We start from the raw sequence: 25,310 nt of genomic DNA on the forward strand, positions 1-25,310 counted from the left end.
GTTCCCCACCGCCCAAGGAGCGAGCACATGCCCATTCGAGAGCTGAGCGACGGTGACGATCTGCGCCTGAACGAGGTGTTCGCCGATGCGGACACTCCGGCCGGTCATATGGCCAGATCCCTCTTCCGTCCGTCCTCGGATTCTCCGCTGATCCGCTCCGTCATCGCCGAGGTGGTCCCCGACGTTCCCGTCGGCGCTGCCGCGATCGCCGAATCCCCGCTGCACCCCCATCGGGCCTGGGTGCACGTCGAGGTCGCCGCCGAGGAGCGGGGGCACGGGCAGGGGCGAGAGCTCTTCGACGCCGTGTGCGCGGAGACTCGAGGCACCGGGCTCGAAGGTCTCGACCTGCGTGCCCGAGTTCAGGCCGGCAGTTCGGGGGAGGCCTTCGCACAGGCGCTCGGATTCACTCCGCTGACGACGACGCGGGTGATCAAGGTCCCCGCCGGGGCCTTGCCGCCGGCCGGAGGGGGCCGGGCCGAGGATCTCGAGATCATCGCCACCGGATCGGTGAAGCTGACGAAGGCCTTCCAGGCCTGGTACACCGCCGTCAACCGTGACGATGCCGTGGGCCCGCTGACGATCGGGCAGGTGAATAACGCCTTCCTGTCCGAGGCGGCCGGGGCCCATGGTGCGGCGCTGCTGAACGGTGCGGCCGCAACCGCCGAGGCGGGCGGGCTCAGCGCCTTCGCCGTGTCCTATGCGCGCGAGGCCGACGAGACGGCCGGAACCCTGCCGGCCGCCGGTGAGCCCGGCACCAGTGCCGGGCAGTCGGGAGACCCGTCGGGTGCCGGACAGCCGGGCGGTCAGGCCGGGTCCGCTGTCGTCGATCAGGTCGATGAGGAGGCTCCGACCGAGCTCATCCTCGGATCGATGTTCGAGACCCGTGACGATGCCGCTGACGCAGCCGGTGAGGACTTCGCCGCGGCCGTCGCCGATGCTGAGCTGCTGTTGGCTCGCCTGTCCGTCGATGCCGATGTCGTCGTCGAGGTCACGAGCGGGATGCCGGTGATCTCGGCGCTCGCCGACCGCCTGCTCGAATCGGGCACGGCAGCCGAACTCTACCGTTACGAGACGCTGACCGGGCCTGCCTCTGCCGCCGACTGATCGCAGCTATTGTCTGATCCCGGCTGATGGTGGTCGTGCTCCGATCTCGGATGATGGTTCTCGCCGGTGAACGGCGGCCAGCGGTCGCTCCTCACGCCGAACGCTTGTGCAGCAGGGCTGTGCCCTCTTCGGCGGTGAAGATCCGGACGGCTCGGGCACGTTCCTCGGTGACGAACCATCCGGTCCCGGGCTGCCCGTCGAGAGGCGTCCGTCTGATGAGCCCGAGCCCGTTGAGATCCTGGCGACTGTGCGCTCCGAGCACGAGCAGGGGCCCGAGCCCCTGGGCCTTCGACAGCGGAGAGCCGTAGCCGGGTGTGAAGCGTGTCGGCATGGTGAGCACATGGAGGCCACCGTCGAGTGAGTCCCAGTCGATCGGTTCGGACTCCCGGTGGGCGTCGTCATGGGTCGAGACCGCGGGGGTCGCCAAGCTGTGCATCAGCGCGGCGAACACACTCTTTCCGCTCTGCGAAGAACCGCGGACCGTGAGCACCGAACCGTCTTTCACCGGATCCCAGGCGACGATCTCGCCGAAGGCGTCGACGCCGATGGGGATAAGGGATGCCTGATCGGGCTCGTTGGGAAAATGAGGCGCTCCGGACAGTTCAATCGTCTCAGCGATCAGGTCCGCGACGTCGGGTCCCGAACCGCGTTCGAGACCAGACCAGCGCGGTGCGAATCCGGGCCGCACGGAACCGTCGCAACCGACGATGCCGCCAGGACCGATGGGGCCGGCAGAAGCGACAGAATCGACGGTTTCGGCCGCCCCGGTGCCGTAGGGCAGCAGCTGGACATCCGCGCCGTCGCTTCCTGCCGAGGACACGCGGGGGCCGCGGATCACGGCCCGGGCCTCGGGCCAGCGACCGGCGAACCGCTGCCGGCTGAGGCCGACGCTGAGACCGTCCTCGCCGGCCGCCGGAGGAAAGATGATCTGAGTGGAGAACCGTGAGCTCCTGCCGACTGCGTTCCGGCAGCCGGCCAGCAGCAGCACGAGCCCGGAACTCGACCCGTGGCTGAGCAGGAGCTCCAGCTGCTGGGCCCAGTGGTGGTCGAGCGAATCGAGGAGTTCGGCCCAATTGCCGCACACTAACAGGCTCGGCGGCCGTTCGGCCGTGGTCGGGCCGGAGACGAGATGGTCGAGGATGACCTGCATCCGCCATCCCGTGTCCATTCCGCAGGTGATCTCCGCCCAGTCGAGGGCCGAGGCGATCCTGCCCAAGGCGATGATGCGCCGGGTCGGTGCGGCGGCGTGAGCCATCCGCACGAGCACGGAATCCGTCATCTCCGGGTTCCCCGACGTCAGGATCGTCGAACCGTCGACCTCGGGCTCGTAGACCCAGATCTCCTGTCGCTGCTCGGCGGGCATGTCGATGATTCCCGTGATCGTCGCGGACCTGTCCCCGGATGCTCTGTCTTCGGCTGCCCCGCCGGCACCGACCCCTGCACCGTTCAATCCTTGCCCAGGGAGCATCTCCTCCGGCGAGTGAATGGGCATCTCATCGACTGAGGGAAGCGGCGGGCGCACCACCTGTCGTGGTGGTCCGGCATCGGGCATGCGAGCATCGGCGGCGACGATGCTGTCGACGCTGACGCCTCTGATCCCGCCGGTCAGGGACGGAACCGGTCCCGGACTCCCGGGCCGCATTCGAGGTCGGAGAGCCGCCTCGGCGCCGGATTCGGTGCCGAAGGGCACGGCGACGCGGAATCGGGTCACGGTCGTGCCGGTGTCCAGGCACGCGGCACCCGGTCTGTCGGCCGGCAGCGCGGCACCCGCTTCGGTGCCGATGACGTCGAAGGAATCGGTTTCGTCGCGGACCCGGAGGCAGACGCGGATGTTGATATTGGCCTTCATCTGTCCGGTGACGACGCCCAGGGGCCGCTGAGTGGCGAGGATGAGGTGGACGCCGAGCGAGCGGCCGAGAGCGGTGAGGTGTTCGAGCAGGTCAGCGGCCTGTGGATGAGCGGCCATGAGCGCATGGAATTCGTCGATGACGACGACCAGGCGCGGCGGCGGGTCGTCGAGGTCGAGGACATCGGCGCATCCGTGCTCGGCCAGCAGCCGTTCCCGGTGGGTGATCTCGGCACGCACCGAGACGAGGGCGCGGAAGGCGAGACCGGAATCGAAGTCATCGAGGACGCTGTCGGTGTGCGGCAGATCCTGCAAGGCGGCGAAGGTGGCGCCGCCCTTGAAATCGATGAGTACGAAGCGCAGCCGCCGAGGCGGGTGGGCCAGAGCCATCGCCAGCAGCCAGGTCTGCAGCAGCAGTGATTTTCCGCTGCCCGTGGTTCCGGCGACCAGAGCGTGGGGACCGTCGCCGAACAGGTCGATGCCGACATCACCTTGTTCGCCGCGCCCGATGACGGCGGCTCCCGGTGCGGTTCGCCTCCACCGTTCGATGATCGCCTCCGGGGCGTCGTCGCAGAGTTCGCCGAGGCCGTGGCTGGGCCACGGCTGCGGTTCCTGCCCGGTCTGCGGGCGCCGATGGACGGCGACGAACCGAGCGGCCGGCATGAGAGAGGCGACCATCGGGCGGCCGGGGACCGGGCCGCGAGGTGCTGTCGATGTGCTCGTGCGCGCCTGCGCCAGTGTGCCCAACGCTATCGAGACCGAACTCGCGGTGTGCGGGCCGCAGAGAGTGAGAACCGCCGGGTGCGCTGTTTCATCGAGTCGGATGTCGATGGGCTCTCCGGTCGCCTGTCCGTGTCGGGGCGGGGAGGAGGGGGCGACGTCGGTGCCCAGGCCGGTGCCGGCCAGCTCGGGCAGCTGCGCGAGTTCGGCGGACAGGCGCCAGGAGCAGCAGGGGTCGGAGAGCCAGGCGAAGGCCATGGTGCGCAGCTGTTCGGCCTCTCCTGTCACGGTCACAGCCGTGCTCATCGGGTCGATCCGGATCGGCACCGATTCCAAGACGACCCGACCGTCGACATGATCGACGCCCTCTTGCAGCTCCTCGGCGATGGTGAGGTCGCTGAGGATCGCCCCGAATCCCAAGCACAGGCCCGCGGAGGCGAAGACCGTGCGACGCTGGGCGGCCTCGAGCTCGCTCAGTCTGGAGCAGGCCTCTGACTCAGCCGCGTGGCGTTCGTGTCGGCACTGCTCGCAGTCCCGGGCGTAGCGCCTCTTCTCCACGAGGTAGGCGACGTAGCCGGAGATCGGGGCGGAGATGCTGAAGAGCAGGAACCACCACATCCCTGTGACCACGGCCAGCACCACTCCGATGCCGATGGGGATGAGGAAGGTCCACCATTGCGGAGGACGGGCAGGCCGGGGGTCGTCGATCGTCTTCGGGGCGATGTGGATGTCCTCGCCCCGGTGCGGCGGTGGGGACCTCACCGGTGGGGCGCTTCCTGACTTTGGTGCGACTCCCGGGGCGAGGACAGTGGCACCTCGGCGGATGGATTCCTGGCCGCCGGCGGCGTTGATCGCCAGAGGTGTCGGTGTTCGGGAGAGGCAGGGGTCGATGATCGTCAGGGAGGAGTCATGGGGCAGTCGGCTCAGCTGCGCCCGCCGCGGGTCGACAGTGAGCGTGAAGCCCGAATCGGGTCCGGCGAGGACGACCACGGAGGCCGGTTCGGACTCGGTCCCGGGCTGGGCCGCGTCTGCTGTGGTCCGCAGGTCTTGTGCGCCGATGACGGTGATGGGGTTGAGGCTCTGCCAGTGGCCCCAGGTGATGGTCTCGAGGCTGCGGTCGCCGAGGCGGTTGTCCTCGAGGAGGTCATCGGGCCCGAGCGCGGGACCGAAGAGGGCGCGGAAGACCTCGAGCGCCGGTTGAGTCGATTCGGCTTCGATGCGGGTGCTCTCGACGTCTCCGTTTATCTCGATCCGGTGGACGAGTCCCAGAGTTCTCATGAGCACAGGCTGTCCCGGCCGCGAGGCGGTGGCAAGGAGCCGATGAGCCCCTGTGCACGGAGGGCGTGCGTCCACAGGGCGAGTGCGTGCGAGTGGCCGGGACATCCACAGGATACGGCGGCCGAGTGCCGGACGCGCTTGCCGACCCGGGCACGGTCGCCGACCCGGTCAGGACACTGGCCCGGGCACGGTCGCGAACGCGGGCAGGATGGCGCCCCGGTCAGGACACTGATCCGGTCAGGACAGGCGGAGGGCGCCCCTGGCGTAGGCCGTGGCGTGGAGGTCGATGAGTCCGGGCATGAATGGGGACAGCAGCGCCGGTGAGTAGCGGGCGTGGATCCGGATCCGCACCGAGTGCGCTCCGTCGGCGTCGGCGCTCAGCCGCAGGTCGTGCATGTCCGGCGGCGTCGGGACGGCGGAGAGATAGCGGCCGGCGGCACGCTTCGCCGCGGGTGGTGAGAACACGAGACCCGGCTTCTCACCGGGGGCGGGTTCGAAGGAGTCCGAGGCCGCCAGGGCCGCGGAGTCGGCGAGTCCCTGAAGCTGCCGCCGAGCCATGTGCAGATCGGTCAGCGCCGCGATGAGGAACGCCAGCAGCAAGGCGATGACGACGAAGCCGATGGCCAGGGGCGTGATCGATCCGGCGTCCGACTCGTGGGCGGGCTCCTCGGCCATCTCATCCGGCTCCTGTGGCGACGACATCGGTGTGGCTGGCCCGCAGAGTGATGTGTGGGGCATGATCGGGGCCGAAGATGAGCGGGAGGCCGGGCAGCGACACGCGAGTCTCGACCCGTGCGGTGACGAGGGATCCGGCGTGTCCACAGGGTCCGGCGCACGAGTAGGTGATCGACGACGGGGAGCCGTCGAGTCCGAAGTCGGCGAAATGCATCTTCGCCACGGCCTCGGCTCGCGCCTCCGATGGGTTCGCGTCGCGGGCCGCGATCCGGGAGGCCGAGATCGCGGCCGAGGTCGTCGCATAGCTGGCCGCCTGCATCTGGGAGAGGGTGAGCATGAGGTAGATGACGGGAATGAGCAGGACGACCGAGGCGAAGATGAATTCGATGACCGCGGTCCCGGAATCCGGCGGCTCGGTCGTGGGGTCGGGGTCAGTCACGGTCGACGTCCTCGACGACGGAGCGGCCATGCAGCTGCCAGACCTCGGCGGGTCCCCACAGGCCGAGGACAGGCAGCGGAGTGCTCACACTGACGTCGACGATCTCGACCTGTCCGCGCCGTGAGGTCGAGACGGTGACCTTCTGCGCATAGCGCTCGCCGATGGACACGCGGATGAGCTCGGCGGTGAGCCTCTGTCCGTCGCGTGGGCTCTGATCGGCCAGGCTCGCCTGTCTGGCTCCTGCGATGGCCGAGTCGATGACCGTGTTGCGCACGTGGATGACCAGACCGATCTGCAGAGCCCCGGCCAGGATCAGTGCCAGCAGTGAGGCGACGAGGGCGAACTCGGCGACGGCCGAACCCGAGTCGGCGCCCTCGCCTCCGGGGCGCTCGCCGCCGGCACATGCCCTTCGGTCCGATACCAGGCGGGTGCGCACGCGGTCCACGTCTGCGAACACCGCCGATCACCCGGCTCCGCGGACCTTATTCATGGCGTCCTGGAACATCGAGGTGAAGGCCTCACCGGCCAGTGCCCACAGGGCGACGACCAACCCTGCGGTCATCAGAGTGATGAGGACCCACCCGGGCACATCGCCACGATCGGGCGGATCGAAATCGGAGTCGAAATCAGAGCTGGGGCCGGGACCGAGACCGGGGTCGGTCACCTCGGTGCTGGTCTTCCCGCCTCGGCGATCGAGCCCTCCCGCGACCAGCCCGAGCACGAGCGGGATGAGTCGGTAGCTGAACTGACGGAACATGGTCTCTCCTTCTTCGGGGGTGATCAGGGCGTGGGAATCGAGGCGATCAGGGGCTGAGGTCGAGCACGGTCAGGGACGGGAACACGGCGAAGATGACGGTGACCGGCAGGACGAAGACGACGACGGGGATCAGCATTCCGATCTCCTTCCTGCCGGAGAGCTCGAGCAGGCGCCGTCGCGACTGCTCACGCACATCTGCCGCCTGGGACCGCAGCACCTCGGCCAGGGGAGTGCCGCGAGTCATCGACACCGCGAGCCCATCGACGAACTGGACGATCTCGGGGATGGCGATCCGCGTGGCCATGCCGTCGAGGGCCTCGACCAGCGGCGTTCCGGTGCGTGTGGCGGAAAGCGCAGCGCGCAGCTCGTCGACGAGGTCTCCCGAACAGGTCCGGCACACGCGTTCGAGCGCCTCGACGATCCCCTCACCTGCGGTGATCGACAGGGCAAGCAGCTCGGCCACGGTGGGGAACTCGGCCAGCACACGGGCTTCATGGCTCTTGATGGCCTGGCTCAGACGCCAATCGTTGAACACGTGCCCGGCGATGCCGCCGCTGATGAGGAGGACGAGAGTCACGATGGGGGAGAAGCCCCGCTGGGCCGACAGCAGCCCGGCCAGGCCGCCGGCGACGATCATCCCGACCAGGATGCTCAGCACCTGATCGATGCGGAAGCGTTCGAGCGTGGCATTTCCGCCGAGGCGGTCGATGCGCTGCCGGAGTGTGGCGTCGGTGGTGATGCGCGATGTGATCCACAGGGTCGAGGTCAGCAGCGAGGACTTCGTCAGGCCGACGAAACCCTGCGATCGGGGCGTCGGCGGAGCGTAGACGTCGACCAGGGACTCCTGATCGCGCAGATAGGGAGAGATCCGCGAGGACAGGGTCGGCCGGCGCAGCGGCGGAAGGGAGAGGACGAACAGGCACAGCGCCAGACCGTTGAAGAGCCCGAGGCCGAGCACGGGCAGCTGATCGCCGAGGATGCTCATGCCGCCTGCCCGCCTCGGCCGGTGACGGTCTGTGCCGAGGCGCCGAGCGTGGTGAACCCGGTGGGACTCTGCGCATCATTCTCGCCCGCGGCGTCGGCGAACCGTCTGCTCGCTGAGCTGAGCGAGGAGCCTTCGATCACCCGCGGCTCGGTCGGCAGGCGGCCGATGCGCTTCATCGCCTGATAGGCGAGCAGTGAGACGACGAAGCCCGCGGCCAGCAGGATCAGCCCGGTCCGGGAATTGTAGGCGGCGGCCGTCTCCGGCCTGGTCGAGAGGAACGCGAGCACCGCCCAGGGCGCGGCGACGGCCAGGCGGGCACCGTTGACGGTCCACTGCTGCCGGGCGGTCAGCTCGTTGCGGGTGCGTGCATCATCGCGGACGAACTGGGCCAGGGCCCGCAGCATGGTGCCCAGATCGCTGCCGCCGACCTGCCGAGTCACGCTCAGTGCCACGACGATGCGGTCGGCCACCGGATCGGCCGCGACCTGGCGGAACCTCTCGAGCGCCAGAGCGAAGGAACCGCTGGCCCGGTGCTCCTCCGCGAAAACCTCGAACAGGGGCCGCAGGGGTTCGGGCCCACGGTGGGCCAAGGAACTGAGCGCCTCGGGCAGGGAGAGCCCCGCACGGACACCGGAGTTCAGATGGTCGAGGGTCTCCGGCCACAGTTCGCGTCGCATCACCTCACGACTGCGCGCCCGATGCTGCAGGAGACGATGTGGCAGCCAGGAGCCGAAGAGGCCGAAGCACAGAGCGATCGCCCAGGAGCCGGTGAGCACGGTGGAGAGGACGGAGACGAAGCCGAAGACGATGACCGAGACGAGCAGCAGATGCCCGGGGCGCAACCGGGGGAAGCCTGCGCCGGTGAGCATATCGTCGAGCTCGCGCACCCATCGCCGCTGCGTCCGCCCGCCCGTCGGGCGCTGCCACAGGGACATCCAGATGAGGAACAGACCAGCTCCGAGGCAGGCGCCGATGAGCAAAGCGTACTGCGAATAGCTCATGCCGCCTCCAGAATGACGTGCAGATCCCGACCGATGGCGGCGAACCGTTCGCCGAGGTGGCCGAATCCCTGACCGCGAACGAGCTGCCCGCGCGGGGAGTGGAAGATCGTATCGAGTTCGACGACATCGCCTTCGACACCGCCGGGAACGGCGCAGATCTCGCTCACGCGCCGGATCCCGGACGGATCCCGGCGCAGATGGACGACGACGTCGAGGCTGACCGCGACGGTGGGAACGACGAACGCGGAGGAGATGTTCGACCCGGCCAGCAGGGGCAGAGTCGAGATCTTCGTGATCGCCGCTCGTGCGGAGTTCGCGTGGATGGTGCCCATCCCGGGCAGGCCCGAATTCAACGCCACGAGGAGGTCGAGGCTCTCGGCCTCACGGACCTCGCCGACGATGATGCGAGTCGGTCGCATGCGCAGGGCCTCTTTGACCAGGGCCCGGAGGGAGACCTCACCGGTGCCTTCGAGCGAGGGCTGTCGGCACTGCATCGGGACCCAGTCGCGGCTGGGCAGATTGAGTTCGAAGACCTCTTCGCACGAGATCGTGCGCTCCCGGGCCGGAATCGATCCGGCCAGGGCATTGAGCATGGTGGTCTTGCCGGCCTGAGTCGCCCCCGAGACGAGGATGTTCGCACCGGAGGCCACGGCCGCGTCGAGGAACTCGGCGGCACCGGAGGTCAGCGAGCCGTTCGCCACGAGATTCGCGAGACTGCGCGGACGGGCGATGAACTTGCGGATGTTCACCGCCGGGTGGGTCCGTGTGATGTCCGGCAGCACCACATGCAGACGCGACCCGTCGGGCAGCATGGCGTCGACGAACGGCTGGGACAAGTCGACACGGCGGCCGGATGTCCGCAGCATCCGCTCGATGAGGTCGTCGAGCTCACCGACGCTCAGCTTCGTCGTCGTCAGCTGGTGGACTCCGTCGACGGCGATGAAGACCTCACTGGGGCTATTCACCCAGATCTCCTCGACGCGGTCGTCATCGAAATAGTCCTGCAGGGCGCCGAATCCCGAGAGCTGATTGTCGATGTGGCGGAAGGTCGCTTCCTTGTCCTCGAGGACAGGCAGATCGGCGACGAGGCTGCGTTCGTCGTATTCGGCGATGACGGTGCGAATGAGCTCGCGGGATCGCTGAATATCGGCGCGTGGGTCCACGTCGAGATCTCTGATCCGTTTGTGAACCTCGCTGGTGATGACTTCGGTGGCTTCCACGTTGAACCCTTGCCCAGATCATTCGAGTGACAGCGAGAACTGCTGTTCAACCTATCTGTAGTCGAATGGAGAATCCAGTGATTTCTCCAATCTGTGGATAACTTATGAACGCCGTCGAAAACCCCGCTGATGTAGTTACAGAATGTGAGTTTCGTTGATGCGAACAGCCCGGGCGGTGGGAGGCCGGGCTCTTGAATGGGGCAGACCATGCCCTTGCGCGGGGTCGGGGACTGGTATAGATTTTCCTCACCATTCCTTCCGGCGACGTGGCCTGGACCTCCGTCTCCGGTGGGACGGACACGAGCCGCGTCGCCGGTGGGATGAATAGGATCTCCCGCCGGCGGCGCTTGTGGCATCGACCATGGGCCGGGCGCGCTGGACCAAGCACTGTTTATTACAATGGGAACCGTGAAAAACAATCGCGGCGACGCAGACGACTGTGCAGATCAGGATCCGGTGGTGCTCGGGCCCGAACCGGCGGTTCCGCAGGCGGGTCTGACCCCGGCGGTCGCCTTCGTGCACGAGCACCTCGCCTCCCAGGCGGGTGCCGTGACGATCTCGGCCCTGGCGGCCATGACCGGTCTGCATCAGAACACCGTGCGCGAGCACCTGGACCAGCTCGTCGAGGCCGGTGCGGCCACGAAGACCAAGGCCGCATCGACCGGCCGGGGACGCCCGGCCTGGCTGTATCGAGCCACGGGCTCCCCGCGGACGGGGACCTCCGAATACCTCGGTCTGGCCTCGGTGCTGGCCGCACACATCGACCGCACGAGCGCGAATCCGCGCGAAGACGGAATCGCAGCCGGAGTCGACTGGGGCCGTGACCTCGCCCGGGAGGCCGCCGAAGACCGCGCCGCCGCTGAGTCGGTGCCCGGCGACGAGGCGGACCCTGTCGACGCCGAGGCGGAGCCCGGCGGCGCTGCTGCGAGTTCTTCCGCTTTCGAGGGGATCTCGGCCGCCGCGGAAACGGTCACCCTGCTCGACGAGCTCGGGTTCGCCCCTGAACCCGTTGGGGCTGATGCGTCCCCGAGCGTCGAGGCCCCCACCGAACGGCGCAGCTACCGGTTGACACGGTGCCCGCTGCTCGAAGCCGCCCACGAGCACCCCGACATCGTCTGCGGAGTCCATCTCGGACTGGTCCGCGGAGCCCTCGAGGTCTTCGGTGACCCCGCGGCCGAGAGCGAACTCGAACCCTTCTCCGAACCCGGGGCCTGCCGCCTGCACCTGCAGGACAGCACGGCCGGCACCGCCGAGGCGGCGGGTGGCTCGACAGAGGCTCCGGCCGGCACTGCCGAGACCTCAGCCGGCACCACCGAGACGCCGAAATCCGGTCGAAAGGTCGAGCAGTGATCCGCCGCCTCGCCTTCCTCGTCCCCGCCGGACTGGCCATGCTCGCCGGCCTCGACGCCGCCCTGCTCCTCCTCGGAGTCTGGGCTCCGGTGAGCACAGAGAATCTGCCCGATCTGCACGGCATCTTCATGGTCTTCGGGTTCCTCGGCACCGTCATCGCCCTCGAGCGTGCCGTGGCACTGGCGAAACCGGTCGGCTTCCTCGCACCCGGACTCCTCGGGCTCGGGGCCATCGTGCTGCTGACCCCGGCCCCGCTCATCGTCGGACAGATCGGACTCGTGGCCGGCAGCCTGGCCCTGACCGTGCTCTACATTCCTCTGTTCAGACGCAACTTCGACGACGCCGTCCTCATCCAGGCCCTCGGCGCCGCCCTGCTCACCGGGGCGGGCCTCATGTGGCTCGGTGGGGCCCCGGTGGCGAATCTCATCGGATGGATGGCCGGCTTCGTCATCCTCACCATCGCCGCCGAACGCCTCGAACTCGCCCGAGTGAGCATCAGCGACTCGGCCGTGAGACTGCTGCGCCTGACCGTCGCAGGATTCGTCCTCGCCCTCCTCTCAGCGCTGCTGTGGCCGAGCCTCGGCACCCCGCTGCTGGGCGTCGGTCTGCTCGGCCTCGTCGCGTGGCTGACCGGCAACGACGTCGCTCGCCGCACCGTGCGCGCACCCGGACAGACCGGGTACATCGGAGCCTGCCTGCTCGCCGGCTATGTGTGGTTGGCCGTGGCCGGAATCATCTGGGTCCTCGGCGGCCCGACAGCCGGCACTCGCGCCTTCGACGCCACCGTGCACGCGGTGTTCCTCGGATTCGCGATCTCGATGATCATGGCCCACGCCTCGGTCATCCTGCCTGCCGTGCTGCGGATCCGCCTGCCGTACAACCGGGGCTTCTACCTCCCTGCCGTGCTGCTGCACTTCGGGCTGATCCTGCGCATCGGCATCGGCGACGGCATCGGACTCGACTGGGCCCGACAGTGGGGAGGGGTGCTCAACGTCATCGCCCTGCTCGCATTCGCGGTGCTCGCGGCCGCCTCGGCGATTATCGCCACGAGGAAGCGCCGCGGTCCCACGAATCCGAACCGCACAGACGCGCCCGGCGCACCGACTGAGCCGACCAGGCCCAGTGACGCGCCCACCGCCGGCGAGCCGTCAGGGCCGACCGCGCCCACACCCACCACGAAGGAGGACACCGCACGATGAGCCCGCAGCTGTCTTCCCCGGGCGACCGCAATCCGCGTGAGACCGACCCTCGCGAGACCGACCGCGACGCCGAGCTCGGCATCGGTCGCGGCCGCTGGATCGTCCGCGACATCCCCGTCGTCATCTGGCTCGTCTTCCTCCTCATCGTCGTCGGCGCCCACCCCGGACTGCCCGTGGCGCGCTGGCTGATGATCCACCTCCTCGTCCTGGGTGCGGTCAGCCACTCGATCCTCGTGTGGTCCCAGTACTTCGCGCAGGCACTGCTGCACACCCCGACCTCGCCCGACGACCGTCGCAGCCAGAGCATCCGGCTCGGACTCATCAACACCGGCACTCTCGTCGTCATCATCGGCATGATGACGACCGTGTGGGCGATCGTCATCATCGGCGCCGCGGCCGTGGCCGCCGCCGTCATCTGGCACGGAGCCGACCTGTGGACCAAGGTCCGCCACGCCCTGGCCTCCCGTTTCGCCGGGACCGTCCACTACTATTTGGCCGCCGCTGCGATCCTGCCGGTGGGCGCGACTTTCGGCGTCATCCTCGCCCGCGACATCGCTGATCCCTGGTACTCGCGCCTGCTCGCCGCCCACGCTCTGCTCAACCTGCTCGGCTGGGTCGGCCTGACCGTCATCGGCACGCTCATGACCCTGTGGTCGACGATGCTGCGCACGAAGATCATCCCCGGCGCCGAGGCGGCCGCCCGCCGCGGCCTTCCCCTCCTCCTCATCGGATTGGCCATCGCCCTGGCCGCATCGCTGCTGTCGCAACCGTGGGCCGCGGGCATCGGACTGCTCGGCTACCTCGGCGGGATCGGTGTCATCGCCGTCCCCTTCGTCCGCGTCGGTATGGCGAAACCGCCCCGGGAATACCCGACCTATTCGGCAGCGGCAGCCATGTCCTGGCTGGTCATCTGCCTGATCGCAACAACGTGGGTGTTCTTCACCTCCGCGGACTGGGCCGCGGCCACATCCGGGTTCACCTGGCTGACACCGGCGCTGGCGGCCGGGTTCGCAGCGCAGATCCTCTTCGGCGCCCTCTCCTACCTCCTGCCGGTCGTCCTCGGCGGGGGACCGGCGGCCGTGCGGGCGGCGAACCAGGAGTTCAACCGCCTCGCCGCGTTCCGCCTGACCATCATCAACCTCGGCCTGGCCGTGTGCCTGCTCCCGGTTCCCAGCTGGGTCCGAGTCCTCTGCTCGGGACTCGTGGCTCTGGGGCTGGCCCTGTTCCTGCCCTTCCTGTTCCGGGGGCTGCGGGCCTCCCGCCGGGCGAAGGCGAACCCGCCCGATGCGAAGAGGCAGAAGCGGCCGACGAGGGAGGAGCGCGCGGCGGCGAAGAAGCTCGAGGATCGGCGAGCCCTGGCCTCGGCTGCCTCGGGGATGGCACTCGTCCTCCTCGCCGTGGCCGGGGGAGTGGCCATCGATCCTGCCGCCACGACCGCGGTCACGGCCGGGTCCGCCTCGGCGGGGGTGACTCCGACGGGGGAGACGACGCGGGTGAGCGTCGAGGCGAAGGACATGCGGTTCACCCCGGCGACGGTCGACGTGCCGGTCGGCAACCGACTGATCATCGACGTGAAGAACACCGATGACCAGGACGTCCATGACCTCGTGCTCGAAGGCGGAGCCGACAGCGGTCGACTCAGCCCCGGCGAATCCGCCACCCTCGACGTCGGCGTCGTCGGTGAGGACCTCGACGGGTGGTGCTCGATCGCCGGGCACCGCCAGATGGGCATGGTCTTCGCCGTCAACGTCACCGGCGCCGGACCCGAAGCCGGCGGTCAGGGCTCCGACGCAGCTGCAGGACACGACGAAGGCATGGACAATGGAGCCTCGGGCCACTCGGCGGCCGGTGACGGCGGCGATTCGGCGGCCGACGATCTCGACTTCATGGCCGAGCCGGGCGCGGACTTCGCCGCCCGCGATGCGACACTGCCCCCGGCGGACGAGGCGACCACGCACAGGAAGACCTTCACCGTCAGCGAGGTCGAACGCGAGGTCGCCGTCGGGGTCAAGCAGAAACTGTGGCTGTTCAACGGCACGATGCCCGGGCCCACCCTGCGCGGGAAGGTCGGTGACACCTTCGTGATCACCTTGGTCAACGACGGGTCGATGGGTCACTCGATCGACTTCCACGCCGGTGAACTCGCCCCCGACCAGCCGATGCGCACGATCGCACCCGGTGAGTCGCTGACCTATGAATTCACGGCCACCCACTCCGGAGCCTGGCTGTACCACTGCGCGACGATGCCGATGTCGAGCCACATCGCCAACGGCATGTTCGGTGCCGTGATCATCGACCCGCCGAACCTGCCCGATGTCGACCGTGAGTACTTCATGGTCCAGTCCGAGCTCTACCTGGGACCCCAGGGCGGGGTCGTCGACGCCGACAAGGTCGCACGTGAGGAGGCCGATGCCGTGGTCTTCAACGGCTTCGCCAATCAATACGACCACGACCCGATCCGGGCGAAGGTCGGTGAGCGCGTGCGCATCTGGGTCGTCGACGCCGGACCGAATCGGCCGAGCGCCTTCCACATCATCGGGGGACAGTTCGACACCGTGTTCAAGGAAGGCGCCTACCGGCTCAAACGCGGCAATGCGGAGAAGGGGGCGAGCCAGACCCTGGATCTCGCGGCCTCCCAGGGCGGGTTCGTCGAACTCGAATTCGCCGAGGCGGGTCACTACCCCTTCGTCAACCACTCGATGGTCGACGCCGAACGCGGTGCCCACGGCGTCGTCGAGGTCACCGACTGAGGCGGTCGCGGTCGCTGTCCAGGCCACGCGATCGCCGTGTCCGCGGTCAGCTGCCCCAGCCACGCGCTCGCCGCGTCTGCCGGGCCGGATCGCCGCCTCGACGGTGCCGAGCGCTCGCGGTCCGGCCGGTGCGTGTCCGCATTCCGGGTGATCGATTCTCAAATTCTACAAAGTGTAGAAAGTGTTCTACAGGTCGTAGTACTGTCGAAGATGTCAGTACAAGCACGACCTGGAAAGGCCGTTCCATCCGCGTGGCGAACAGCCGCCGCGAAAGGAGTTTCAGTGATCTCCCAGTCAGCACTGTCCACCGTCCGTGAGACCCTTCCCGTCGTCGGAGCAGCGATCGGAGACATCACCCCGATCTTCTACAAGCGGATGTTCACCGCCCGCCCCGATCTGCTGCGTGACCTGTTCAACCGCGGCAATCAGGCCCAGGGTGAGCAGCAGAAGGCTCTGGCCGGCGCGATCGCCGCCTATGCCAGCCTGCTGGTGTCCGATGATGCGCCGAACATCGATGCGATGATGAGCCGGATCGCGAACAAGCATGCTTCCCTGGGCATCACCGAGGACCAGTACCCGATCGTCTACGAGCATCTCTTCGCCGCCATCGGCGAGGTCCTGGGCGATGCGGCCTCCCCCGAGGTCGTCGACGCCTGGACCGAGGTCTACTGGGACATGGCAGACGCGCTGATCAAGGCCGAGAAGGAGCTCTACGCCCGCCACGACGTCGTCCCCGGTGACGTCTGGCGCGACCTCGTCGTCACCCGCCGCCGGCAGGAGTCGCCGAACACCGTCAGCCTCGTCCTCTCCCGCCCCGACGGCGGTGTGCTGCCGCAGGCCCAGCCGGGGCAGTACGTCTCCGTCCAGGTCCAGCTGCCCGATGGTGCGAACCAGATCCGCCAGTACAGCCTGACCAAGGCCACTGGCCGGACCAGCTGGACGGTGACCATCAAGGCCGAGCCCGGTCGCGCCGAGGAGGGCATCCCCGCCGGTGAGGTCTCGAACTTCATCCACGACAACGTCTTCGAGGGCGACTCCATCCGCTGCTCGCTGCCCTACGGCGACCTCGTCGTCGAGGACTCCGAGGACCCGCTGCTGCTGGTCTCCGCCGGCATCGGCTGCACGCCCATCCTCGGTGCGCTCAACGATCTGGTGTCCAAGGAATCCCGGCGCCCGGTCACCGTCCTCCACGCCGACCAGTCCATGGCCGCTCATGCCCACCGCAGCGAGATGGCGCAGCTGGTCAGCCAGCTGCCCGGTGCGAGCATGCACCACTGGTACGAGCGGCTCGGTGCCCGGGCCGCCACCGAGACCGTCCACGAGGGCTTCATCAACCTCGCCGAGGTGCCCGTCGACGCCAACGCGCAGGTCTACCTCTGCGGCCCGCCGCCGTTCATGAAGGCGGTTCGCCGCGGCCTCGACGAACTCGACGTGCCGGAGGCGAACATTCACTTCGAAGTCTTCGGCCCCGATACTTGGGCCACCGTGCCCGAGGCAGTTCCGGCCTGATCGGACCGGCTGCGTAACGACGGAACGAAGCCCGCGGGTGAGCGCCCGCGGGCTTCGTTCTGGGCGCAGGTCATCCATGGACTAGAATCGGAGCATTATGGCCATCACTGACTACTCTTCTGAAATCGCCAACCTCCGTCAGACGTACAAAGCGATTCTCGACGTGTCCGACCTGGACAATCTGCGCGACGAAGTCGCTGAGCTCACGGAGGAGGCGTCTTCGCCGACCTTCTGGGACGACCCGGATTCGGCGCAGAAGACTTCGGCCAAGCTCTCCCACAAGCAGGGCACCCTGGACAAGCTCGAGAAGTTCGCCCAGCGCATCGACGATGCCGAGCTGCTCGTCGAGATGTCTCAGGAGGAGGGCGATGCCGATTTGCTCGCAGAGGCCGAACGGGATCTGAAGAAGCTGCACGATCAGCTCGCCGATCTCGAGATCTCGACCCTGCTCAACCACGAATACGATGAACGCTCCGCCGTGGTCACCGTGCGCTCGGGCGCGGGCGGTGATGATGCGACCGATTGGGCGCAGACGCTGACCCGGATGTACGTGAGGTGGGCGGAGAACCGCGGGTACAACGTCCAGGAGCTTGACACCTCCTACGCCGAGGGGGCGGGCATCAAGTCCGCGACGATCCAGATCAACGCCCCCTATGCCTACGGCACCCTGTCCGTCGAGGCCGGCACCCACCGGCTCGTGCGCATCAGCCCCTTCGACAACCAGGGACGTCGCCAGACCTCCTTCGCCGCCGTCGAGGTGGTCCCGCTCATCGAACCGACCGACCACGTCGAGATCGACGAGAACGACCTGCGCATCGACGTCTACCGGTCCTCGGGCCCGGGCGGGCAGTCGGTGAACACGACGGACTCGGCCGTGCGCATCACCCACATCCCCACCGGTGTGGTCGTGAGCATGCAGAACGAGAAGTCCCAGATCCAGAACCGCGAGGCCGCGATGCGCGTCCTCCAGTCCCGCCTCCTCGACCTCAAGCGCCAAGAGGAGGCTGCGGAGAAGAAGGAGCTCGCCGGCGACATCAAGGCCAGCTGGGGCGACCAGATGCGTTCCTACGTCACGCACCCGTACCAGATGGTCAAGGATCTGCGCACCGGCTACGAGGTCAACAACCCCTCGGCGGTCTTCGACGGCGACCTCGACGGTCTCATCGAGGCCGGCATCCGCTGGCGCAAGGAACAGGAGATGGCCGCCGAGGAGGCCTGAGCCTCCGACGGCCGCCGGTCGGCCGGCGCCTCTCCGGGTCCGCTACCTGCTTCTTCCTGTTGGGGCCTCGCGTTCAGACTCCTGCCCGGCGCCTCCACTCTCGTTTGAGGTCAGAGCACCGAGGCGATCTGCCCAATTTGGCCACTATCCCTCGGCGGACTGACCACAAACGCGACGTCGGCCGAGGCCCTGGATAAGCTGTTGTCTGAACACGATCAATCACCGGGTGTTGCAACGACCGCTTGAAACCGCCCGTCGGGAACCGACATTCCTCTCCCGTGAAATGCTGATTGCGCGGTCCGCCGCAGCGACGGACCCGCCCGAGGCGACGGACCGGCCAGCCCGCCCCGCTGGCGTGGCTGTGAACTTCATCAGATCGGACCACACGCCCGTACGCCTCCGCGAACATCACGGAACTGTTACGTACAGTGGAACCGGCCGAGCCACCCGCGACATGATTGAAGACCGACTTGATCAGATTCGACTCCGTTTCGAAGTCCTACGACGCACGCTCCCGCAAGGCTCTCGACGAGATCTCGTTCGAGGCCGACCGCGGGGAGTTCGTGTTCCTCGTCGGGGCCTCCGGTTCGGGCAAGTCCACAGTCATCCGTCTCATCCTGCGCGAAGAGGTCCCGACCGCCGGGCGGATCCACATCGCCGGGAAATCGGTGGTGAAGATGCCCAGCTGGAAGGTGCCGTATCTGCGCCGGGGGATCGGGACGGTGTTCCAGGACTTCCGTCTGCTGCCGAACAAGACCGTCTTCGCCAATGTCGCCTTCGCTCTGCAGGTGATCGGGAAGTCACGGGCGGCGATGTCGACGCTGGTGCCCGACGTACTCGAGACCGTGGGGCTGGACGGCAAGGAGAAGCGCTATCCCAGCGAACTGTCCGGCGGTGAGCAGCAGCGTGTGGCGATCGCCCGCGCCGTGGTCAACAAGCCCGGCATCCTGCTGGCGGATGAGCCCACAGGCAACCTCGACCCGACGACGAGTGCTGACATCATGAGCGTTCTGGAGAAGATCAACCGCAACGGCACCACGGTGCTCATGGCCACCCACGACGGTGAGATCGTCAACCGGATGCGCCGACGCGTCATCGAACTGCGCGAAGGCTCGATCGTCCGCGACGTCGAAGAGGGCACGTACGGAGTCGCCTCATGAGGGCCGGCTTCATCCTCTCCGAGGTCTGGTCGGGCCTGCGGAGGAACTTCTCGATGGTCGTCTCCGTCGTGCTCGTGACCTTCGTCTCCCTGCTCTTCGTCGGCGCCGCGATCCTGCTGCAGATGCAGGTCGGGCAGATGAAGGACTTCTGGTACGACCGCGTGCAGGTCTCAGTGTTCCTGTGCCCGTCGGGCTCGGAGGCGACGAACTGCGTCGACGGTGAGGTCACCGGCGACCAGAAGGACCAGATCCGGGCCGAACTCGAAAGCTCCGAACTCGCCCCCTATGTCGACAAGGTCTACTTCGAGGACAAGCCCGAGGCCTACGACCACTTCCAGGAGCAGTTCAAGGGCACCAGCCTCGAGGGCACCGTGCCCGAGGAGGAGATGAACGAGTCGTTCCGGGTCAAGCTCAAGGACGCCGAGAAGTACGACATCATCAAGGAGACGTTCTCCTCCACCCCGGGCGTCGAGGAGGTCGTCGACCAGAACCAACTGCTCGACCGTCTCTTCGGCGTGCTCAACATCGCGACCATCGTGGCCGTGGCCATCGCCGGCATCATGCTGCTGTGCGCCATGCTGCTCATCGCCACGACCATCCGACTCTCGGCGTTCTCGAGACGCCGGGAGACCGGCATCATGAGGCTGGTCGGCGCCTCGAACACCTTCATTCAGCTGCCGTTCCTGCTCGAGGGAGTGATCGCGGCTGTCGTGGGTGCGACCCTGTCGGCCGGAGCCCTGGGACTGCTCGTCCACTTCGGGGTCAGCGGTTGGTTGCAGGGACAGGCGACCGGCTTCAGCCTCATCTCCGGCTGGGACGTCCTCCTCATCGCGCCCGTGCTCATCATCATCGGCGCGATCATGGCCGGAGCATCGTCTCTGATCACCTTGAACAAGTACACGAAGGTCTGAGATGGCACGCAGACTCGGACTCGTCATCACCGCAATCGCGCTTGCGCTGGTTCTGCCGGCTGCCTCGGCGGTGGCCGATCCCAGGGACGACAAGAGCCAGGTCGACGAAAGGGTCAAGGAACTCCAACAGGAGTTCGAAGGCCTCGATGAGGACCTCGCCCGCGTGATCGCCGAACGCGATGCCGCGGAGGAGAAGCTGCCCGACGCCGAGGCGGCCTCGAAGGCTGCCGACGAAGCGCTGGCCGAGGCGATCGAGAAGGATCAGGACATGGCCGCGCGGCTGACCGCGGCCGAGAACGCGCAGAAGGATCTCAAGGAGTCCATCGAGTCCGGCACCGAGGAGATCGACCAGCACAAGACCGCGGCCGCGCGGATCGGTCGGCAGGCGTATCAGAACTCGGGCATCACCTCTGACCTCGCGATGCTTCTGCAGATGGCCGAAGGCACGAGCGCCGACGGCGGCATCGGCCGAGTGGATTCGGCCGTGCGGTCCCAGCAGCGCACGATCGACCGCCTCTCCGAGCAGCGGGCGCTGAATAAGAACAACGAGGAGCGGCTCTCGGGCGTGACCGAGAAGATCTCCGACCTCAAGGACGAAGCCGCCGAGGCGGTGCTGGCCAAGGAAGCCGCCCAGGCCGATGCCAAGAAGAAGGCCGATGACCTCAACGACCTGATCTCGGCGAAGGACGAGGCGGAGAAGACGATCTCCGACAACAAGGCCAAGACCGAGGAGCAGCTGGCCAAGGAGAAGGAAGAGCAGGACCGGCTGGCGAAGAAGGTCCGCGAATGGGAGAAGGAGCAGGAGAAGAAGGGCGAGTTCGACTTCGGCGACGGAGTCCTGGCCAACCCGGCCGAGGGCTATCCGACGACCTCCCCCTTCGGCTACCGGACCCACCCGATCACCGGCGCGAAGAAGCTGCACACCGGCATGGACTTCGGCGTGCCCTGCGGAACTGCGATCCGCGCGGCCGGCGACGGGATCGTCGTCACCTCCGGGTGGACCGGCGGCTACGGCAACCGGGTCGTCATCTCCCACGGCAAGATCGACGGCAGTTCGATCGCGTCGACGTACAACCACAACACGAAGCTCAAGGTCCACGACGGACAGAAGGTCAAGAAGGGACAGGTCATCTCGTACTCGGGCACGACCGGGGCCTCGACCGGCTGCCACCTGCACTTCGAGATCATGAAGAACGGCGGATACGTCGACCCCAAGCCCTACATCTTCTGATGCCTCCCGGCGGCGGTGAGGCCGCCTCGGGCGATGCTTCAGGGCTGCGCTTGACAATGCAGGGTGCGGGGGAGCGGTGCGCTGTTCCTGGGGACGCCGGCGAAGGATGGAGTGTCGTCGAACTCACTTTTGGGTGAGGTCGGCGTGCGCTAGAATTGAGAGCCTGTGCGTTCATGCGCTGTGACGGCCGCAAGCGGTCGCGGAAGCGTGTGCGAACAGTCAGGCGAGAGCAGAGAGGAGGCCGGTCATGCCGAAGGACACTGGCAAAAAAGTCATTGCGAGGAACCGCAAGGCACGCCACGATTATCACATCGAAGATACGTGGGAGGCCGGTCTCGTGCTCACCGGCACCGAGGTGAAGTCGCTGCGCGAAGGCCGGGCCTCGCTGAGAGACGGCTTCGCTCTCATCTTCCAGAACGAGGCATGGCTGGAGAACGTCTACATCCCCGAGTATCTGCAGGGGACATGGACGAATCACTCGGCCAGGCGTCGGCGGAAGCTGCTGCTCCACCGGGAGGAGATCCTCAAGCTCTCGCAGAAGGTCAAGGAGTCCGGCCGGACCCTGGTGCCGCTCGAACTCTACTTCGACGGCTCGCTGGTCAAGGTCGAGATCGCTCTGGCCAAGGGCAAGCGCGAATGGGACAAGCGTCAGGCCCTGCGCGAGGCGCAGGACAAGCGCGAGGCTGAACGCGCGATGAAGGCCAAGCAGTTCCTCTGAGACCGGCGGAACAGGTCGAGCGGGTGAGGTCGTGGAGTCAGGGGTTCGAATCCCGCCGTCACCACCGCGATGATCGCCGAGGCGGCCGTGCGAATCGGTCATACGAGGTGGGAATACGATTGGCTCGCCCCGCGTTGACCGAGTATGCTGGAGTTCCTGTCCAGCCGAGGAATCCGCACACGCGGAGGACAGAGCAGGGCAGGTTTGGCAAAAGAATATGGGGATGATCGGTTTCGACGTTGGACACTGCGTCGGGAGAAGCGGGCCGAGAAGGCAGAGTCATCTCGTTAATGTCCTCTGCAAAACAATAGGTGCTAAGTCTAACAACCGCACCGATTTCGCCCTCGCTGCCTGATAGAGCGCGAGCTGCGAATCCGTCAGCCTAGAGTCGCTTCCGCTCTGGAGCCTGGCGTCGTTTAGGAAGCCACTGCTTCAGATATTCGTTGGGGGTATCTGAGGGACTCTTACTCAACTCCGTTCGTTGGTCCATGTGTTCGTGCAAGGGCCAGAACCTAAGAAACTGCTTCACGAACTGCGCCCGGAGAAGTCCCGACAATTTGCCGACGGACGCGGGTTCGATTCCCGCCATCTCCACTTGTGAAAGCCCCGGATCCGACACGGATCCGGGGCTTTTTCTCGCTCCCGCCTCCATTGCCGACGGATGACTGCCGGCAGACCGCGACCGACGAGCCTTCGGACTCTGGGGCGGTGACACCGTCGACCGGCGAGGTGGAGAGACCGGCCGAGATCGCGAACAGGCGTGCGGCGTCGGTGTGAACTGACCGATCGGCCGAGCCTGACCGTCCGATCGGCCGAGGCCCGAGCGTTCCTGCCCCGGAAGGATCATGAGTGACACGATCCCCATGATCCGAGAAGGACACCTCATGAAGAAGACCCTCATCGCACTCGCCGTCTGCTGTTCGCTCATCACCGTCGCCGTCGTCGGGATTGTGGCCGCAGAACTCCATGCCAAGGCCGAACTCGAATCCCAAGTCACCGCCTACCTCGACGAGTGCGGGATCGAAGCCTCATCGATCGAGGTCCACGGTCGTCCCTACCTGATCTACGCCGCTCAGAACAGGGCAGACCTCACCTACGTCGACACGACCCCGGCGGCCGGCATCAACAAGGACCAGCTGCTCATCCACCGCCTCATCGACGGCAGCGCTGACCGGCTCACCCGCTTCATCACCTTCGACTACCCCTCAGCGGCCACTCCCATCAAGAACGCCGACGGCTCATTCTCGGACTCGACGACAGTCGGTGCCGCACCGATGACATTCTCGGCTGAGGCCGATGACGCCCACCTGCGCATGTTCGCCGATGGTCGGCAAGCGGGGGAGGCCGACCTGCCTCAGCACGCGGCGGTCAGGGACGCCTCCGCCACCGACGATGGCGTCGTCGTGGAAGTCGAATACGCCTCCAGCAGCTGCCGCTGAGACACCGAGGCCCCGGTTAGACTGAGAGCCAATGAGACGACTCATCGCATGGCTGTGGCTGATCCCGGTGCCCCTGACCTTCGGGTTCGATCTGGTCACCGGCACCGGGTGGCCGGTGATCGCAGGCACCGTCCTGGCTGCGGCAGCGGTCCTGCCGATCCTCGTCCGCATCCACGCGGGCCGAACGCCCTCGCGCGCCCTCAGGATCGCCGTCCTCGGACTGCTCGTGTCCCTCGGATTCGTGGCGATCGCCGCGACACTGAGTCTGACGGTGCTGTGGCTGAGCCTGATCACCCTGGCTCTGCTCGGACGCTTCGGCGCACGACCGCGCGCGAGCGTGGCCATGGCCGTCCTCGCTCTCGCGAACATCACCGTCGCCGGCATGCTGCCCGACGGACTGATCTTCGGCCTCGTCTCGACCATCGTCATCATCGTCGCGATCTCGATCGGGCTGATGCAGCGGTTCACCGACCGTTCCCTGGCCGAGAGGAGGGCCACCGCCGCCGAGGCGGAGCGCCGCCGCATCGCCACCGAACTCCACGATGTCATCGCCCACGAGATCACCGGGATCGTCGTCCTGGCCCAGGCCGCCGGGCGCAGCGACAATGCGCAGCTGACGTCGACCGCTCTGGGCAGGATCGAGGCCTCCGGCACCCGTGCGCTCGACGAGATCCGCCGACTCGTGAGGAGACCCGCACCGAGGCCGCATCGCGCACCCCGATCGCCGACGGCCCCCAAGCTCTGCGCGATCGGGTCGAGTCCTTCGGCGACCGGGCGCAGATCGCGATCGATGTCGGCGCGATCGACGACGAGGCAGTGTGGCCGGTGCTCGACCGTGTGCTCGTCGAGGCCCTGACCAATGTCCGCCGCCATGCCGGCCCCGATGCCCCGGTGACCGTCCAGGTGACTGCGAGCGAGGACGCGCCGAGGACGCTGCAGATGTCGGTGCGCAACGGCCCGGGAACCGGCGGGACGATCGAGGCCGGACCCGAACGGGACGGCTGGACCGTGCGGACCTGCCTGCCGCTGACGACGAAGGGAGACGACCGATGATCACAGTCGCCGTGGTCGATGATCAGGAGATGGTGCGGATGGGATTCTCCCTCATCCTCGACGCCGAGGAGGCGATCAGCGTGATCGGGCAGGCCGCCGATGGTGCCGAGGCGATCGACCTGGCCCGGCGGGAACGACCCGATGTCGTCCTCCTCGACATCCGCATGCCCCGCCTCGACGGTCTCGCGGCCCTGCCCAAGATCACGCCCTACTCGAAGGTCATCATGGTCACGACCTTCGATGACGAGGAATACGTCGATGCCGCACTCGACGGAGGTGCCAGCGGCTTCCTGCTCAAGGACGCCGGTGCCGACCTCCTCATCGCCGGAGTCCGGGCGGCTGCGAACGGCGATGCCCTGATCTCCCCGTCCCTGACCCTCGACCTGCTGCGACGGCGCAGCCGGACACCGGAGCGGAGCACCCATGCGGTCGAGCGGCTGAGTGCCAGAGAGTTCGAAGTCGCCAGGCTCGTCGCGAACGGTCGGACCAACCAGGAGATCTGTCAGGATCTCTATATCTCCCTCGGCACCGTCAAAACCCACCTCGGCAGCATCCAGACACGGCTGATGGCCCGCAACCGGGTCGAGATCGCCGCACGGATGTGGGAATCGGGAGCGATGAATCGGCCGAATGGCTGACCCCCGCGCCTGAGTTTCGGCCCCGCGGCTGATGTGCTCCCGCGACCCGAGAAGAAGAATGGAAGCGTGACATCACAACTGACAGACACTGCTCCTCCCACCCGTCGC

The 25,310-nt window shown here is 67.3% G+C and carries 22 protein-coding genes and 1 other RNA gene; 15 read left to right on the plus strand and 8 right to left on the minus strand.

Going from position 1 to position 25,310, the window contains the following annotated elements; genetic code table 11:
- Positions 1-27 precede the first annotated feature (27 nt).
- Positions 28-1,104, plus strand: a complete 1,077-nt coding sequence (locus IG171_RS02770) for a GNAT family N-acetyltransferase (protein ID WP_212129726.1) — start codon at positions 28-30, stop codon at positions 1,102-1,104.
- A 91-nt stretch (positions 1,105-1,195) separates the two neighbouring features.
- Here the strand turns inward: IG171_RS02770 and IG171_RS02775 are convergent, their stop codons facing one another.
- The 8 genes from IG171_RS02775 to IG171_RS02810 form a co-directional block, all read right to left on the minus strand.
- Positions 1,196-4,948, minus strand: a complete 3,753-nt coding sequence (locus tag IG171_RS02775; protein WP_212129728.1) for an FtsK/SpoIIIE domain-containing protein — start codon at positions 4,946-4,948, stop codon at positions 1,196-1,198.
- A gap of 237 nt (positions 4,949-5,185) precedes the next feature.
- The gene (locus IG171_RS02780; protein ID WP_212129730.1) at positions 5,186-5,623 is read right to left on the minus strand and encodes a pilus assembly protein TadG-related protein; all 438 of its coding nucleotides are present in this window, start codon (positions 5,621-5,623) and stop codon (positions 5,186-5,188) included.
- Position 5,624: 1 nt separating this feature from the next.
- Positions 5,625-6,062 carry a hypothetical protein gene (locus IG171_RS02785; RefSeq protein ID WP_212129732.1) on the minus strand — a complete coding sequence of 146 codons (438 nt, stop codon included), beginning with the start codon at positions 6,060-6,062 and terminating at the stop codon, positions 5,625-5,627.
- Entirely contained in the window at positions 6,055-6,519 is a 465-nt protein-coding gene (locus IG171_RS02790; RefSeq protein WP_249203998.1) for a TadE/TadG family type IV pilus assembly protein, read from the minus strand. The genes IG171_RS02785 and IG171_RS02790 overlap by 8 nt, the downstream gene beginning before the upstream one ends.
- Positions 6,520-6,525: 6 nt before the next feature.
- Complete coding sequence (locus IG171_RS02795) at positions 6,526-6,726, minus strand: hypothetical protein (RefSeq protein ID WP_212131500.1); 201 nt, start codon at positions 6,724-6,726, stop codon at positions 6,526-6,528.
- A gap of 139 nt (positions 6,727-6,865) precedes the next feature.
- A complete protein-coding gene (locus IG171_RS02800) occupies positions 6,866-7,804 on the minus strand; it encodes a type II secretion system F family protein (protein ID WP_212129734.1) in 939 nt (312 codons plus the stop codon).
- On the minus strand, positions 7,801-8,805 hold the full coding sequence (locus tag IG171_RS02805) for a type II secretion system F family protein (protein WP_212129736.1): 1,005 nt from the start codon (positions 8,803-8,805) through the stop codon (positions 7,801-7,803). Before IG171_RS02805 ends, IG171_RS02800 begins: the two co-directional genes overlap by 4 nt.
- Complete coding sequence (locus tag IG171_RS02810; RefSeq protein ID WP_212129739.1) at positions 8,802-10,025, minus strand: ATPase, T2SS/T4P/T4SS family; 1,224 nt, start codon at positions 10,023-10,025, stop codon at positions 8,802-8,804. The genes IG171_RS02805 and IG171_RS02810 overlap by 4 nt, the downstream gene beginning before the upstream one ends.
- Positions 10,026-10,433: 408 nt before the next feature.
- Here IG171_RS02810 and IG171_RS02815 point away from each other — a divergent pair, with 408 nt between their 5' ends.
- From IG171_RS02815 to IG171_RS02880, 14 genes are all read left to right on the plus strand, one after another.
- Positions 10,434-11,375: a helix-turn-helix domain-containing protein gene (locus tag IG171_RS02815; RefSeq protein ID WP_212129741.1), complete on the plus strand. Its 942-nt coding sequence runs from the start codon at positions 10,434-10,436 to the stop codon at positions 11,373-11,375.
- Positions 11,372-12,574, plus strand: a complete 1,203-nt coding sequence (locus IG171_RS02820) for a hypothetical protein (RefSeq protein ID WP_212129742.1) — start codon at positions 11,372-11,374, stop codon at positions 12,572-12,574. Before IG171_RS02815 ends, IG171_RS02820 begins: the two co-directional genes overlap by 4 nt.
- Positions 12,571-15,324 (plus strand): multicopper oxidase domain-containing protein, encoded by a 2,754-nt coding sequence (locus tag IG171_RS02825; protein ID WP_212129744.1) that lies wholly within the window; start codon positions 12,571-12,573, stop codon positions 15,322-15,324. Before IG171_RS02820 ends, IG171_RS02825 begins: the two co-directional genes overlap by 4 nt.
- A 282-nt stretch (positions 15,325-15,606) precedes the next feature.
- Positions 15,607-16,833, plus strand: a complete 1,227-nt coding sequence (locus IG171_RS02830) for a globin domain-containing protein (RefSeq protein ID WP_212129745.1) — start codon at positions 15,607-15,609, stop codon at positions 16,831-16,833.
- Between the two features lie 97 nt (positions 16,834-16,930).
- Positions 16,931-18,052: a peptide chain release factor 2 gene (gene prfB / locus IG171_RS02835; RefSeq protein ID WP_212129746.1), complete on the plus strand. Its 1,122-nt coding sequence runs from the start codon at positions 16,931-16,933 to the stop codon at positions 18,050-18,052.
- A 470-nt stretch (positions 18,053-18,522) separates the two neighbouring features.
- A complete protein-coding gene (gene ftsE / locus IG171_RS02840) occupies positions 18,523-19,212 on the plus strand; it encodes a cell division ATP-binding protein FtsE (protein ID WP_209323458.1) in 690 nt (229 codons plus the stop codon).
- The gene (ftsX, locus tag IG171_RS02845; RefSeq protein ID WP_212129747.1) at positions 19,209-20,123 is read left to right on the plus strand and encodes a permease-like cell division protein FtsX; all 915 of its coding nucleotides are present in this window, start codon (positions 19,209-19,211) and stop codon (positions 20,121-20,123) included. Before ftsE ends, ftsX begins: the two co-directional genes overlap by 4 nt.
- A gap of 1 nt (position 20,124) precedes the next feature.
- Positions 20,125-21,354, plus strand: a complete 1,230-nt coding sequence (locus IG171_RS02850; RefSeq protein WP_212129748.1) for a M23 family metallopeptidase — start codon at positions 20,125-20,127, stop codon at positions 21,352-21,354.
- A 247-nt stretch (positions 21,355-21,601) separates the two neighbouring features.
- A complete protein-coding gene (smpB, locus tag IG171_RS02855; protein ID WP_212129749.1) occupies positions 21,602-22,072 on the plus strand; it encodes an SsrA-binding protein SmpB in 471 nt (156 codons plus the stop codon).
- 219 nt (positions 22,073-22,291) lie between these two features.
- Positions 22,292-22,669: a transfer-messenger RNA gene (ssrA, locus tag IG171_RS02860) on the plus strand.
- 248 nt (positions 22,670-22,917) lie between these two features.
- Positions 22,918-23,511 carry a hypothetical protein gene (locus IG171_RS02865; protein ID WP_212129750.1) on the plus strand — a complete coding sequence of 198 codons (594 nt, stop codon included), beginning with the start codon at positions 22,918-22,920 and terminating at the stop codon, positions 23,509-23,511.
- Between the two features lie 31 nt (positions 23,512-23,542).
- Complete coding sequence (locus tag IG171_RS02870) at positions 23,543-24,367, plus strand: histidine kinase (protein WP_212129752.1); 825 nt, start codon at positions 23,543-23,545, stop codon at positions 24,365-24,367.
- Positions 24,337-24,564: a hypothetical protein gene (locus tag IG171_RS02875; protein WP_212129754.1), complete on the plus strand. Its 228-nt coding sequence runs from the start codon at positions 24,337-24,339 to the stop codon at positions 24,562-24,564. The genes IG171_RS02870 and IG171_RS02875 overlap by 31 nt, the downstream gene beginning before the upstream one ends.
- Entirely contained in the window at positions 24,561-25,202 is a 642-nt protein-coding gene (locus IG171_RS02880; RefSeq protein WP_212129755.1) for a response regulator transcription factor, read from the plus strand. The genes IG171_RS02875 and IG171_RS02880 overlap by 4 nt, the downstream gene beginning before the upstream one ends.
- The last annotated feature ends 108 nt before the right edge of the window (positions 25,203-25,310 follow it).

Origin of the sequence: Brevibacterium sp. SMBL_HHYL_HB1, from assembly GCF_018208375.1 — a bacterium.
GTDB lineage: Bacteria > Actinomycetota > Actinomycetes > Actinomycetales > Brevibacteriaceae > Brevibacterium > Brevibacterium intestinavium.